Origin of the sequence: Bacteroides zhangwenhongii (assembly GCF_009193325.2) — a bacterium.
GTDB classification, from domain to species: domain Bacteria; phylum Bacteroidota; class Bacteroidia; order Bacteroidales; family Bacteroidaceae; genus Bacteroides; species Bacteroides zhangwenhongii.
Genome location: NZ_CP059856.1, coordinates 3,823,174 through 3,836,516, shown reverse-complemented (window position 1 = coordinate 3,836,516; position 13,343 = coordinate 3,823,174). Strand labels below are relative to the sequence as shown.

At 51.2% G+C, this 13,343-nt stretch carries 17 protein-coding genes and 1 pseudogene; 7 read left to right on the top strand and 11 right to left on the bottom strand.

What is annotated here, in order from left to right; translation table 11 throughout:
* Window positions 1–327: 327 nt before the first annotated feature.
* From GD630_RS15380 to GD630_RS15350, 7 genes and pseudogenes are all read right to left on the bottom strand, one after another.
* Window positions 328–1,248: pseudogene (locus GD630_RS15380) on the bottom strand (TraG family conjugative transposon ATPase); the annotation flags it as partial.
* A complete protein-coding gene (locus tag GD630_RS15375) occupies window positions 1,245–1,571 on the bottom strand; it encodes a DUF4133 domain-containing protein (protein ID WP_032558190.1) in 327 nt (108 codons plus the stop codon). The gene GD630_RS15375 and the pseudogene GD630_RS15380, both read right to left, overlap by 4 nt.
* Window positions 1,572–1,591: 20 nt before the next feature.
* Window positions 1,592–1,894, bottom strand: coding sequence for a DUF4134 domain-containing protein (locus tag GD630_RS15370; protein ID WP_004303800.1), 303 nt, complete (start codon window positions 1,892–1,894; stop codon window positions 1,592–1,594).
* A 145-nt stretch (window positions 1,895–2,039) separates the two neighbouring features.
* A complete protein-coding gene (locus tag GD630_RS15365) occupies window positions 2,040–2,780 on the bottom strand; it encodes a hypothetical protein (protein ID WP_007559012.1) in 741 nt (246 codons plus the stop codon).
* Entirely contained in the window at window positions 2,777–3,196 is a 420-nt protein-coding gene (locus GD630_RS15360) for a DUF3408 domain-containing protein (protein ID WP_004295458.1), read from the bottom strand. Before GD630_RS15360 ends, GD630_RS15365 begins: the two co-directional genes overlap by 4 nt.
* A 41-nt stretch (window positions 3,197–3,237) precedes the next feature.
* Entirely contained in the window at window positions 3,238–3,660 is a 423-nt protein-coding gene (locus tag GD630_RS15355; protein ID WP_004295459.1) for a DUF3408 domain-containing protein, read from the bottom strand.
* 6 nt (window positions 3,661–3,666) lie between these two features.
* On the bottom strand, window positions 3,667–4,419 hold the full coding sequence (locus GD630_RS15350) for a ParA family protein (protein WP_007559008.1): 753 nt from the start codon (window positions 4,417–4,419) through the stop codon (window positions 3,667–3,669).
* A 70-nt stretch (window positions 4,420–4,489) separates the two neighbouring features.
* Here GD630_RS15350 and GD630_RS15345 point away from each other — a divergent pair, with 70 nt between their 5' ends.
* The 7 genes from GD630_RS15345 to GD630_RS15315 all read left to right on the top strand — a co-directional run bounded on the left by GD630_RS15345 (window position 4,490) and on the right by GD630_RS15315 (window position 9,949).
* On the top strand, window positions 4,490–4,732 hold the full coding sequence (locus GD630_RS15345; RefSeq protein WP_008620133.1) for a hypothetical protein: 243 nt from the start codon (window positions 4,490–4,492) through the stop codon (window positions 4,730–4,732).
* Between the two features lie 390 nt (window positions 4,733–5,122).
* A complete protein-coding gene (gene mobA, locus GD630_RS15340) occupies window positions 5,123–5,545 on the top strand; it encodes a conjugal transfer protein MobA (protein WP_007662666.1) in 423 nt (140 codons plus the stop codon).
* Window positions 5,539–6,684, top strand: coding sequence for a conjugal transfer protein MobB (mobB, locus tag GD630_RS15335; protein WP_119188037.1), 1,146 nt, complete (start codon window positions 5,539–5,541; stop codon window positions 6,682–6,684). The genes mobA and mobB overlap by 7 nt, the downstream gene beginning before the upstream one ends.
* 37 nt (window positions 6,685–6,721) lie before the next feature.
* A complete protein-coding gene (gene mobC, locus GD630_RS15330) occupies window positions 6,722–8,731 on the top strand; it encodes a conjugal transfer protein MobC (protein WP_007662663.1) in 2,010 nt (669 codons plus the stop codon).
* Between the two features lie 153 nt (window positions 8,732–8,884).
* A complete protein-coding gene (locus GD630_RS15325) occupies window positions 8,885–9,166 on the top strand; it encodes an Imm17 family immunity protein (protein WP_009123648.1) in 282 nt (93 codons plus the stop codon).
* A 4-nt stretch (window positions 9,167–9,170) separates the two neighbouring features.
* Complete coding sequence (locus GD630_RS15320; RefSeq protein ID WP_004295258.1) at window positions 9,171–9,566, top strand: hypothetical protein; 396 nt, start codon at window positions 9,171–9,173, stop codon at window positions 9,564–9,566.
* Entirely contained in the window at window positions 9,563–9,949 is a 387-nt protein-coding gene (locus GD630_RS15315; RefSeq protein ID WP_004319173.1) for a hypothetical protein, read from the top strand. Before GD630_RS15320 ends, GD630_RS15315 begins: the two co-directional genes overlap by 4 nt.
* A 28-nt stretch (window positions 9,950–9,977) precedes the next feature.
* Here the strand turns inward: GD630_RS15315 and GD630_RS15310 are convergent, their stop codons facing one another.
* The 4 genes from GD630_RS15310 to GD630_RS15295 form a co-directional block, all read right to left on the bottom strand.
* Window positions 9,978–10,568 (bottom strand): DUF4948 family protein, encoded by a 591-nt coding sequence (locus GD630_RS15310; RefSeq protein ID WP_143868136.1) that lies wholly within the window; start codon window positions 10,566–10,568, stop codon window positions 9,978–9,980.
* Between the two features lie 18 nt (window positions 10,569–10,586).
* Window positions 10,587–11,258, bottom strand: a complete 672-nt coding sequence (locus GD630_RS15305; RefSeq protein WP_117899965.1) for a leucine-rich repeat domain-containing protein — start codon at window positions 11,256–11,258, stop codon at window positions 10,587–10,589.
* A gap of 396 nt (window positions 11,259–11,654) precedes the next feature.
* Window positions 11,655–12,491: a hypothetical protein gene (locus tag GD630_RS15300; RefSeq protein ID WP_117599385.1), complete on the bottom strand. Its 837-nt coding sequence runs from the start codon at window positions 12,489–12,491 to the stop codon at window positions 11,655–11,657.
* Between the two features lie 183 nt (window positions 12,492–12,674).
* Window positions 12,675–13,328 (bottom strand): ankyrin repeat domain-containing protein, encoded by a 654-nt coding sequence (locus tag GD630_RS15295; protein WP_118419681.1) that lies wholly within the window; start codon window positions 13,326–13,328, stop codon window positions 12,675–12,677.
* Between the last annotated feature and the right edge of the window lie 15 nt (window positions 13,329–13,343).

Sequence of the window (13,343 nt, the reverse complement as noted above, 5' to 3'; positions counted from 1 at the left end):
TTCGTGTATTCCCAGAATGGAGAGGAATAACCGACTGCTTCCCTTTTGGGCTGAAGCCTATCAGTATCTTTGGCTTCTTCAACCTTACGACGTTTAGACGACAGTTCGCTTACGCTAACCATACCACCCAAGCCAAGCTCCCTGACTGTATGATACTAACAGCCATTGTCTTTCCCTCACGGTTCTGACTGCTCCTTTCGGAAGGGCTACCTTGTCTGGACAGCTTTGATACAGTATATTACTATTGGTGCATCTGTCCATAGGCTACCGTTGACGAAACAACGGGTTAAATCTAAGTTTAACAATTACTTACACAGCGACGTATCGCACCCACTCCTTGTTTATCTGGTTCCCGCGGGAGTAGCGGGAAAGGGACTGCATGTTACGCGCACGTTTCTCGAACATACGCAGGTTTTCGTCGCTGTCTTCCAGGAACACGTACTGGTTGTAAAGGTGGTCGCAGGAAAGCAGAAGCCCCACGGGGGCCGCGAACGAGAGCAGGCAGTCCGAACGGTCGGTGGAAAGACGCTCGTAACGGGTGTCCGTACCCACGCGCCCCGGCAGGTCTTCCGTGTCCGAGAGCGTGTGCAGGCACACCCGTTTGTTACCCACGCGCAGAACCTCGGCCCCCAGCTCGATGTCCTGAAGAGAAGTCGTCTCCGAGAGCGAGAGGGAAAAGTACCGCTCCAGCAGGCCCGGACAATCCGCCGTACCCGTGATCTCGTCCCCCGTGAGGCGGACAAGGGTCAGGAAACCCGAATCGTTCAGAATACGCTCGAACTGTTCCGCCGCCTCCAGGAATTTTGTCGCCGATTCCCGGTTTACCTCTTTGGGAATGATGTTGCCCCGGCAGAGGGTCGAGAAGTCTGAACGCATGTGCATACGCTCCCTCGTCGTTTTCGTCAGGTAGAGGAAGCAGGCGTGGGTCAGGAACGGACGCTCGTTGAAATGCCGCTCGTAACTGCGGGAGAGGAAACTCATGTCCCCCTCGCCCGTGGCCGGGCGGTAACGCTCGCGGATGAACCAGTCCTGCTTGTGTACCACGCTGTATTCGGGCAAGACCTTCAGGGCCTTGCACCAGGCGGCGTGGATCGCCTCGTACTCGGCGGACGTGACGGTGAACAGCTCCGGGAGTTCGACCCGATAGGCGACCGTTATGTCCGCATCCTTGCTGATGATACAACCGCCTTCCACGGCCAGGAGCGGGAACTTGCTTTCCAGCGTGGTGGCTTTCAAGATGTTTCTCATACGCGGCCCCCCTTTCTTTTCAGCAACCGGCGCAGGGACTTGCGGTTGAGCAGGTAGCGGGGATGCCGGCGCGCGGCGAGCAGCTTCATCAGCCCGTGTTCCCCGTAACGGGCGTTCAGGCGGAAGGTAAGCCAGACCAGCACCGAAGCCGCCGCAACGCCGAAAGCGATACATACCCACTGATCGACCCCTGCCATGTAGAGGATGACGAACACCACGAAGACGGCCAGCAGGCCGCCCGCGAAGATGAAGAGGTACTGCGCCTTCAGGCCCCGGAACTCCACGCTCTTGCCGATTCCCTTGTTGATTCCATATTCCATAATTATTTGCATGACAGGTTGGACTACAAGAAGAAAGAGCGTAGGATCGTCGCGGCGACAATCAGGAAAATACACGCGCCGAACCAGCTCGCGGCGGTCTTCGACGTGTCGGGGTCGCCGCTCGAAAACTTGTTATAGACCTTGATGCCCCCGATAAGGCCGACCACAGCCCCAATCGCGTAGATGAGCTTCGTTCCGGGATCGAAGTAGCTGGTTACCATGTTGGTAGCCTCCGTAATGCCGGCGATGCCGTTGCCCTGCGCGAAAGCGGAGGAGATGGCGGCAAAGAGAAATGCCGCCGGAAGAAGAATCTTGTTCTTTCTCATAACTCGATAATGTTTGAATTGTGGCGCGGGGATGGATAGGCCCCGCACCGGGTTAAACTTCTTGATTCGTTTTTTTTCAGTGGTTCGAGGATAGCCTCACGCGCTACCCGTAGTCTTTTTCTTTCATCGTGATGTCATTATGGGGTTAAACAAACTCACGGACGTCGAAACCCGTGGGAACCGAACCCTGCGGAGATGGGCTTTCCGCAGACCTCTCGGACATACGCCGGTGAAAAGCCGAGAGGTAGGTGTCGATCAGGGATTTTACCCTGTCGTTCCCGTCGGGGCAGCCCGAAACGATGACCTCGAACATGTCGGTCTGTTTCAGGCCCAGGAGGACACGTCCCGTTTCCTCCCTTTGCTCGTCTGTTGAAGGTGGATCGTGTACCACGTGGCGGTAGGCTTCGCCCATCTGTTCAAAACTAACCCCCTGGGCAAGCGAGCGGCCCAAAAGGGGCAGCTCTTCGGTGTCGTCTTCATCCTCGTCATAATCCGGCTCCTCCGCGTCCGCATCCGGGAAAGATTCATCGTACAGCGGAAAGTCGATTTCCAGAGGTTCGTTAGGCTCCCCCTCGGGAGCGACACCGAACACTTCATCCAGGTCTTCCGGCGGAATCTGCCGGGGGTGTTCGGGTACATTCGTGGGCACAAATATATCGGCTTTTTCCGTAACTTTTTCAGTTTCAGATTCTACGGCAGCTTGTGGCCGGGAGTGGCGCAAGTCGAGGACAAAGCGGCTCCTGCCGATGATCTCCTGCCGGCAGGGCGTGTCTTCGGCAACGATCCCGTCTGCCGGTTCGTTACGTTCCATCCGCCGCAGGCGGAAAAACGCCCACAAGGCATACCCCACGGCAAAGAGGGGCAGCAGCCACAACGCCCCGTTCATCGCTCCTCCGCTTTGGGTTGCCGGGAGGCCACGGCCTCACGCTCCTCGAAAAGCCGCTCGATGGTTTCCCGGTTATCGTCCAGGTGCGCCTTGAGAACCTTGTCCACGTAGGCCGTGATCGTCACGTCGCCACGACCGATGACACGGGTGATCTCGCGGATACGCTCGTGATACGACGGACGTATCTTCACGTGCTTGTTACCGGCGAAAGGCAGCCGCAGCAGGCAGATGTAACGGGCCAGGTACTCGGCCTCGGGGGTGGGGACAGTCCCCACGGCGACCTCCCCCGAAGGGCCGTCGGGGACGATAAGGGTTTTCATCCTGCGCCGGTAGCGGCACACGCGGAAGATGAAGGGCACGGCGACGCAAAGGACGGCCGCCAGGATAACAGATAAAATAATTGCTTTGTCTGACATGATGGATTGTTTTTAATGGGTTGTAAATATTGGGTTCATAACTAAAAAATATCGGAGTTCCGTTTCTTGTAGAGTTCCGAAATTTCCTCCTGATAGGTCGCGAAATGCTGCTCCAGCACATTGTCCAGGTAGCTATACAGCGAGAGTTCGTTCTTACCGATAACCTGCACTATCCGGGTTATACGCTCGTGAAACTCCTTGCGGATATACACCGTTTTGCCGCTTCGGGTATTGGAGGGGGCGTTCCGGATAAAAAGACGCTCGTAATCCTGGCCTTTCCCTCTTCGGCGGCGTCCCTCCTCTTTCGTAGCCGACGAGGAGGCGGCCTCGCCGGACGGTTCCGATAGAGCCGATGCCTCCTCCTCTTTTTCCGGCGTGTAAGGATGCAATGGCCGGTTTCGACTTTTGGCCTGGCTGATGATGAAGGAAGCGTCCAAACCGTCGTCATGTTCTTTTCCGCTCATGAGATCCTACTTTAACAGTTCGATCAATTCATCCACGAGTTTATCCAGGTTGCTGCCCCGGATCAAAGAACGGTCTGCCGGGAAGAGCGTGGAGCGGAAGACAGAGCGACGGCTGGCGTTCTGCTCACGACGAAAACGCTTGGTGTCAGGCAAGAAGGTCTTCAGGACAGGAAGATCCAGCTCTTTCATTACCGCCTCGTAAACCTGATATAATTCTGTCTTTTCACGTCCGTCCACCATGTTCCATAGCATATACAGCCCTTTCATCCGGGACTTCTCGCGGCCCATGATATGCTCCTTTACCACAACCGCGTAATTCAGGGTGCTTTCCATGACAACCCGGTCGGCACTGATCGGGGCGACGAGATAATCCATTCCGGCCAGGGAATGAATCAGATCCTCGTTATTGATCGTACCGGGAAGGTCGAAGAACACATAATCGAAATCACCTTGCGGCAGGAGGTAGTCGGCATCGGCCAACGCCTCTTTCGTGTTGCTTTCCACGACAGGATAGGCTTTCTTTTGAAGCCGGGTGAATTGTTCGTAAGCTAACCTCTTGTAATGTTCGTCTTCGAGGGCAAGCTTCAGGTCACGTTCCCGCATCTCCACGATGGAGTGTTGGGGATAATCGCAGTCGATGACCGCGACATTGAAACCCTTTACATAGTGCAGGTAAGAGGCTGCCAGCACCGTGAGGGTGGTTTTGCCCGCTCCGCCTTTTTGGGTGGAGAAGGCCACGAATTTCGTTTTCTCTTTCATTGTTCCATGCGTTTTTAGTTATACAATCGGGTAATCGTTCATCTCTTCACGTATCCGGGCAAGTGACGGCATGAGATTTTATGCAGGTATGCCGGCACGCATATATGCTGGTGCGCTGGCAGGCTGTTACGCCGGTATGCCGGTGCATGGGCGCGTGTCCGATTTTATACTCATGCGCAACCGCATTTGCTTATCCGGACAAAGACCCGCTTTTTCCTCTGCACACGGTGTTTTCTGCATCCGTCCGCACGTGTGCGGACAGGAGGATGTGTCATTGCCCGTATCCGTTCTCACGTGCAAAGTAAACCCTTAAAAACACGGGTTGTATGCTCTTTTTCCGCTATGGCCGCGTGTGGCGTCAAAGTGGATGCAAGTGGCATAATCGCTTATGGCACAAGCGATTGAATAGGTCGGTATCTTTGCCTCGTGAACGATCCCGACGCTAATGAAGCCGTCCTTGCCCCGTTTTACGGCGGCTCTTTCAATGTTCTGTCCGCGAGCGGGCAGAAGGTATTTGCAAAGGGCAAATAGCAAGCTGTGTTTTCTGCTGCACGATTCTCGTTTTGCAGCAGAAAACAGCTTGCCCGCAAGGGGGAGAAAGCACCTCCGGAGTCGGTGCTTTTCAGAAAGGCGGCAAGCCGCGAAGGGATCGGAATTTTCAGGAACCGGTGGGGCCCTGGCCTCTCCTTAAAATTTCGATGCGATGGAAAAGAACAGAAAGCCCCGAGGGGGCAAAGGGGGACGACCCGCGAAAAACGACCCGGCCGTTTACCGCTTTTCGGTAAACTTTTCAGCCGTGGAACATGCCCGTTTCCTCGACCTTTACGAGCAGTCCGGGCTATTGTCCAAAGCCGCTTTTATCAAAGCGAGAGTGTTCAACGAGGCGTTCCGGGTGGTAAAGACCGACCGGGGAACGCTCGAATACGTGGCGAAGCTGACCGCTTTCCACGCCCAATTCCGTGCCATAGGAACGAATTATAACCAGGTGGTGAAGGAGCTGCACGCGCATTTTTCCGAGAAGAAAACACTCGCGCTGCTCTATAAACTGGAGAGAGCGACACGTGAACTGGCGGCCGTCGGGCAGCAGGTCGTGTCGCTCTCCGAAGAGTTCAAACAACGATGGTAGCCAATATCACCACCGGAAAAGACGTGTACGGCGCGCTGGCGTACAACCAGGAGAAAGTCGATCGGGGCGACGGGAAGGTACTGCTGACCCACATCGTGAGGGAGCCGGTGGATGGGCGCTTCAACGTGGCCGCGACGGCAGAAGACCTCCTGCGCTGGATGCCCTCGCACTACCGGACGGAAAAACCCGTCGTGCACGTGTCGCTCAACCCGGCTCCCGAAGACCGCCTCGACGACGGGCAACTCGCGGAGATAGCCGGGGCCTACATGGAGCGCATGGGCTGGGGAGGACAACCTTATATCGTATTCAAGCATACCGACATCGGACGGGAGCATATCCATATCGTGTCGGTGCAGGTGGCCCAGGACGGGCGCAAGATAAACGACAGCAGGCGCAACGAACGCAGCGTGGCCGTTACCGAGGAACTGGAACGGGAGTACGGACTGCATCCCGCCAAAGGGAGAAAGCGGGAGAAAGGGCAAGGGATCGTCCCCGCCGATTACACGCGGGGCGACCTGAAACGCCAGGTGGCAGCGGTAATAAAACCGGCCGTGGCGACATACCGCTTCCAGACCCTCGGCGAGTTCCGGGCATTGCTGTCCCTATATAATATAGGTATAGAGGAAGTCCGGGGAGAGCGGAACGGAACCCCCTACCGGGGATTGCTCTACACGCTGCTGGACGAGAACGGGGACAAGGCAGTGGCCGCGCCGCTCAAATCCTCACTGTTCGGTAAAGAGGTCGGGTATGACGGGCTGGAACGGCACATGGAGCGCAGCGCCGAACGGTTCGGGAAGGACGACACGAGGAGGCAAATCCGTGGCCGGGTCGATAAAGCGCTTCGGGGAGAACCCACGGAGGAAGAACTGCGCGAACGCCTGCGGGGAGCCCGGGTGGATCTCTACATACGACGCAACGAAAACGGCCGCATCGTGGGTGTGACCTTCATTGACCACGAAACACGGACGGTCGTGAACGGATCACGGCTGGGAAAGGCATACTCGGCCAACGCCTTCGAGCTGCGCTTCGGCGGAAAACGGAATCCCGGGGAAAACACGAGGGGCTTGTCCCCGAAACAAGCGCCTGCCGGACGGGACGGGCAACGGAAGCGGAATACCTCACGACGGAGGAAAGTATAACATCTCAATTATCATTCATTTATTAAATCTTACGGTTATGCAACAGGAAGACGACCTTCGGGGTCTTGCAAAAACAATGGATTTCATGCGGGCATTGAGTATCTTGTTCGTGGTTATCAACATCTACTGGTTCTGCTACGGGCAGATACGGGAATGGGGAATCAATATCGGCGTGGTCGATAGGATTCTGCTGAACTTCGACCGCACCGCGGGGCTGTTCCGGAATATACTATGGACGAAACTTTTCGCCGTCGTGTTCCTCGCCCTTTCATGCCTCGGGACAAAAGGAGTAAAAGAGGAGAAAATTACCTGGCGGAAAATCACGGCATCGCTGGCCACGGGAGGCGTGCTGTTCTTCTTCAACTGGTGGCTGCTGGACTTGCCGCTGACGGCAACGGCGAACGCGGCTTTCTACATACTGACCCTATCGGCCGGGTATATCTGCCTCTTGATGGGCGGCGTGTGGATGTCCCGCCTGCTGAAGAACAATCTCATGGATGACCCTTTCAACAACGAGAACGAATCATTCCAGCAGGAAACACGCCTGATCGAGAACGAGTACTCCATAAATCTGCCGACGAAATTTTACTATAACAAACAGTGGAACAACGGGTTCGCCAACGTCGTAAACCCGCAAAGGGCTTGCATCTGCATGGGAAGCCCGGGCAGCGGGAAGAGTTATTGTGTTGTAAACCAGTTTATTAAACAGCAAATCGAAAAGGGCTATACCCAATACATCTATGACTACAAGTTTCCCGATCTTTCGGAAATCGCCTACAACCACCTGCTGAATCACCAGAAAGGTTACAAGAAAATCCCGACTTTCTACGTCATAAATTTCGACGACCCGCGCCGCTCGCACCGCTGTAACCCCATTCACCCGGACTTCATGACCGATATTTCGGACGCCTACGAGAGCGCCTATACCATCATGCTCAACCTGAACCGAAGTTGGGTGCAGAAGCAGGGCGATTTTTTTGTGGAAAGCCCCATTATCCTTTTCGCGGCCGTGATCTGGTTCCTGCGCATCTACGACAACGGGCGGTATTGTACCTTCCCGCACGCCATCGAGTTCCTGAACAAGCGGTACGAGGATATTTTCCCGATTCTGACATCCTACCCGGAACTCGAAAACTACCTCAGCCCCTTTATGGATGCCTGGCTCGGAGGCGCTCAAGACCAGCTCCAGGGCCAGATAGCATCGGCCAAAATTCCGCTTTCCCGCATGATTTCGCCCCAGCTATATTGGGTCATGTCGGGCGATGACTTCACGCTCGACATCAATAACCCGGACGATCCCAAGATACTCTGCGTGGGGAACAATCCCGACAGGCAAAACATTTACGGAGCGGCTTTGGGATTGTATAATTCCCGGATTGTCAAGCTCATAAATAAGAAAGGCCAGCTCAAATCGGGCATCATCATCGACGAGCTGCCGACAATCTACTTCAAGGGACTCGACAACCTGATCGCCACGGCCAGAAGCAACAAGGTCGCCGTGCTGCTGTGCTTCCAGGATTTTTCACAGTTGAAGAGGGACTACGGGGACAAGGAGGCCGCCGTCGTGATGAACACGGTGGGCAACATCTTCTCCGGGCAGGTCGTAGGTGAAACGGCCAAAACACTCTCGGAACGGTTCGGTAAGGTATTGCAGAAGCGGCAGAGCATGACGTTGAGCCGCAGCGACAAATCGACATCCATATCCACGCAGCTGGACAGCCTGATCCCGGCCTCGAAGATCTCGACGCTCACGCAGGGAATGTTCGTCGGGGCCGTGGCGGACAATTTCGACGAACGTATCGAGCAGAAGATTTTCCACTGCGAGATTGTCGTGGACAACGAAAAAGTGAAAGCGGAAACGGCCCGGTACAAGAAGATACCACAAATTACCGACTTCACGGATGAGAATGGGACGGATCACATGAAACAGGTCGTGCAGGAAAACTACGAACGTATCAAGGCAGAGGCCGGCCGCATCGTCGCCGAGGAGCTGGAACGTATCAAGAACGACCCGGTGCTTTGCAAGCTCCTGCCGGAACAGAACTAAATGAACACAAACACCCCGCAAACACCCTCCGTTACCTTAACGGGGGCTGTTTCCTGGTTTTATAACCGCACAGCTGGTGTTTTGGAGCATAAAGTAGTGATTATGTGAACGGAAAACATTATTTTTGTGTTCGGAATCCTTTTAATTATAAGTATGACAGTTACCGATATATACGAAGCAATGAACAGCAAGGCGGAAACGTTTTTCGAGTGGTTGCAGGCTCACCCGCAATACGGGTTGCTGTTTGGTGTCGGGTTGCTTGCCCTATGGCTTGCAGGGTTGCTGTTCCGTTGGAAATGGGCGTGTCATTGGCAGTTTAACAGCAAACTGTGGTTATTTGACGATTGCAAGCCTGAAACACGCCGCAGGGTTCAGATTGTGTTGGTCAGCGTTCTGATTATACTTATATTGGTTGGTTTCTTTGTATGGAGATAACGGTATGGAAAAGGACAATCGCAAATACCGGATCTGCTTCATCGACTATATGTGGTATGTAGCCGAGATATGGCACGAAAGGGAGCGTACCAATCTCAACGGACGTATGCTACTGTTTTGGTGCTGGCTCTTCGTCCTACTCATACCGCTTGGGTTTCCGCCGATATTGCGCCTTTTCGGCTGGATGATTGGTTTGGCCATAGTGATTCCTCTCTGCTTTCTTCCCGATTTATTCTGCAAGCTACGCTATACAGCCGGACGGCGTGAAGCACTCCGTGAACATTACGGGAAGATGAAACATCCCGGCAGGAAGCTCGCCAAAATAGTTCTTATCGCTATCGCCCTGATCGTGGCAAATGTAGCGCTGATGTTCCACCTCGGATTTATACATTGGGCATGATGAAACGGCAGGAGAATAAGCAACGGTTTTATCTCTGGGACTACCTCTGGTGGATGGGGGAGAAATGGAAGCAGGCAAGACGAACAGGCAGGGTCGATGGCGAAATGATGCTCTCGATTTATATCTTCGCTCTTTTGATATTCCCTATGATGACTGTTACTATCCGGCTTTTTCCAGGTGTGTCGGCATTGTTGCCATGTGTCGTTTTTAGCATTGTCACATTTGCCGTTATGTCGCTCGTCAGCAGGATTTACAAATGGCGAGGCAAAGCAGTGATGTCTCACTATGCCAAGTGCAGGTTTAACGAACTCCTTGCGGTTCTGTTATTTTTCCTTGCGATGGCCATTATCTGCTTTATGATGTATCTTCTTGACAAAAAATGATACATACTTTGATACGGACTCCGGGCCGTTATATCGAATGGTCTAACTCGATGTACCAGTTTCCCTTGATGGGCTTGTAAAGCGTGGTGTCGTTGTACGTCCTGCGGTAGATCTCGTTCAGGTCGCCATGTTCGGTGATACGGATATTCCGACGGCTTCTCAATCCGGGATCGTAAACGAAACTCTTGGACGTTCCGGCATCCACGATGCCGTGGGAGTAGTACGGCATAACGAGGCTCACATATACCGAATCTGCCGTTCCCCATTCCCTGCGATCAACAAGGATAAAACCGCATCCAATTTCTGATAACAGGGAGTCGAGTAGGATTCGCTCCGGCTTCAACAGTCCATATACCGGGATGTCTTGTTCATCATTCGTTTCATGGGATGTATCGCTTTGCTCCATTGAATCAAGTATAATAACCTCTTCCGGAGAAAGCGGCGGGTAGTGAAAACTACCTTCTGAACTCTCTGCCATGATTTCGTACACCTTACGGAACGCCACCTCGTGCGTGGTGAAATGGCGTATCATTTCCTCGTCGCTCGGTGGCATGGGCGGCTCTCCGCAACTTGCGGCAAACAGGCTTGCTAAAAGCAGGATTGTGATGGGTATTTTCATTTTTGCTCCCAATGTTTTTCAAATTACTGATATATATCTGACAGCAATGCCTTTGAGTTCTTCTACACTGACTTTTCGGCATGCTTCTAAATTCAATCTCTCTAAATTATACAAACTTGCGATTGTTGGTTTTAGGTTTGTGAGAGCCGTACACCTTTGTAGAAAAAGAGTTTTTAGATTGACACACTTTTCCAAACCTTCGATCGAAGTAAATGAACCTCCGATAATACGCAAATACTGTAAACTAATGGTCTTTTCTAAAAATGAAAGGTTGTCTGTCCTAACTTTGCTTAGCTGAAGCCAATTTAATTGATGCAGCATTTCCCAACCACTGATTTTTGCATCATAACTGATATTGACTTTCTCTAATACTGGAAAAAGAGATAAATCCAAGTCAAAATTATTATCTACTCCCCAACGGAAATCTTTCAGTTTTGAAAGATGATATAATCCAGTAATGTTCGACCTTTTAGAAAGAGAAACGATCCAATGAAATGTTTGTATAAAATCCCGCCCATTTAGAAAATCAAAGTTTACAACTCTTTTTATATCATTCTTTTCAGAGCGGACTAAAACATCTTTGATATTATGTCTTTGGGCATAATCAAGACCTTCTTCTAAAGAATCAAAATCTATCGTTATGCCTTTAAAATAAGAAAACTCACTATAATCTACTTTGTATTTTTCCATAAATGCAATTCTTTTCAAAAATAGGTAGTGATTTGCTTTTTCGCTGTAATCTTCGCTTCAAGCCTTGATATGCAGCTATTTTTTCCGTTCAATTACAAATATATACCATAAGGACGAAACTTCGGAATATTCGGTCTTCCTTTTTTCAAGGTATGCTCAAAAGCAGTTTTTGCGGGCGGTTGTTTGGGCGTTCCCCTTCGGGTCGGGCTTTCCGCTGCAAGTCCTCGCTATGCTGTGGGCTTTCCCCTGCAATCCCTAACGTGGGTGAAAGGGCTTTCACTATCTTGCGCTTACACCTTGGCGCACGGCGACATGGGTGGATCTCCGGATACAACCGCTAAAAACAATGTTATGACAGATTTCTTCATTCTATTTATTGGGTATGTTGCTGATTATTCAAAATTCCGTATCTTCTGTCCATTCCAGAGAGTCCACCGGACAAAGTCCGGCGTTATTCACTTCGTACCACCCGGTCAGCAGTACCCTTATGCTGTCCGGCGTATATCCCTTGACCCATGTGCATTCGACAAACTTCCGTCTGCCGTCTTGGATTTCCTCAAAGGTGGCGTGGTTCAGCAACCCTGCACGAAACTCTCCGCCCATATCTCCCTCTGTTGCCCTTACCTGCATGACATAGACCGGTTGCCCGTAGCGGGAGGTGCGACCGTCCTGATTGATCAGATATAGCAAGGCTTCGCTGGGTACTTCCTGACGGGCTCCTACCGTGATATGCAGCGCAAGGTAATCCCTCCACCTTTGTGGAACTTCCGTCCGTGTGTTCTCCACCGGCTCCGCCTTGCGCCCGTCTATCCGCATCAGTGTGCTTGGCAACAGGTTAATTTCGGCAATAATCAGAAAGACGAGGGAGAACAGGAAGAAGTAACATCTGAAGGGGCTGAACCTGCGTCCTTCATAGTGCTGCATGACCGCTTGCCTTCGTGAAAACGGGTATATCCAGCCGCGCGAAACACAGTGATGGACTACGACGATTCCAACTATCATGGCGACTGTAAACCACCCAAATGCCGGGGAACCGTAAAGAAAATGAGCGGTTGTAAGGAATATCGGCTCATAGATAAATATCATGATGCAAAGCATCAGCATGGACTCCCCGTCGGGGCGTCTTGGCTCACCCTTATAATGCCATTGTGCCATTTCTCCCAACCAGAACAGATAGTCGAAGAAATAATAATGCCGTTGTCGTTCTTGCTCCTTATATTCCCGTTTCTTCATTCTAAATATATTGCATGGGTAATGTTTGATAGTGCTCCGCTTATTCAGCCAGTTTGCTATTAAACCGCCTACTATTTACTTTTATTTATTGTAAATACCTTGTTTTCCTCATTTATATCATAAAGCCCATCAAGATGAATGTGATAATCATCTTCATTTTCATATCCAATCATATCGTACATCCTACTTTTCTCTATTGCATAGATTTAATAAATTCTTAGCCCATTTGATTTTTGCATTAAACCCCTCCCAAGATGCAGACTGCTCTTTCCAATAATCAGGGATATCAGTATTGGCACCATGCTCCAAAAGGAGTGTGAATACTTCTTTGAATCTTTGATAAGCTATATTTACATCAAATTCCGGATTCCAAATTAGAGTATCAGGCAGATCGGATTCAAACATATCCGATGTCGAATGTATCATTGAGTGAGAGAGATTTACTCCATGAAAGAAACTATTAACCCCCTTGTTATCTGTAAGGTTGATGTCCATCCGATGTTCAATAAGATACTTCAATATTTTTAAAGAATCTTCGTATGTACCGCATTGTAACCCATATTTGGGTATGCAATGTGTAACAGCGGTATAGACAGCTTGGTGACTTATATACATATCATCTTTGGGAGTATAGTCATTTACATTCGCACCCGCATCTATTAAGAAACAGACAATATCATAGTGACAATTCTTGATTGCTATGCGTAAAGGGCACAAACCTTCATCCCTTTTGCGCCATCCTTTTTCTATGCTATTGATAAGAACAGGATTTTTTTCTATCACTTGCTTAACTGTATCGAAATCTCCTTTATTTATCGCATCAAATAACTTCTTCATTACTTTCCTTTATTA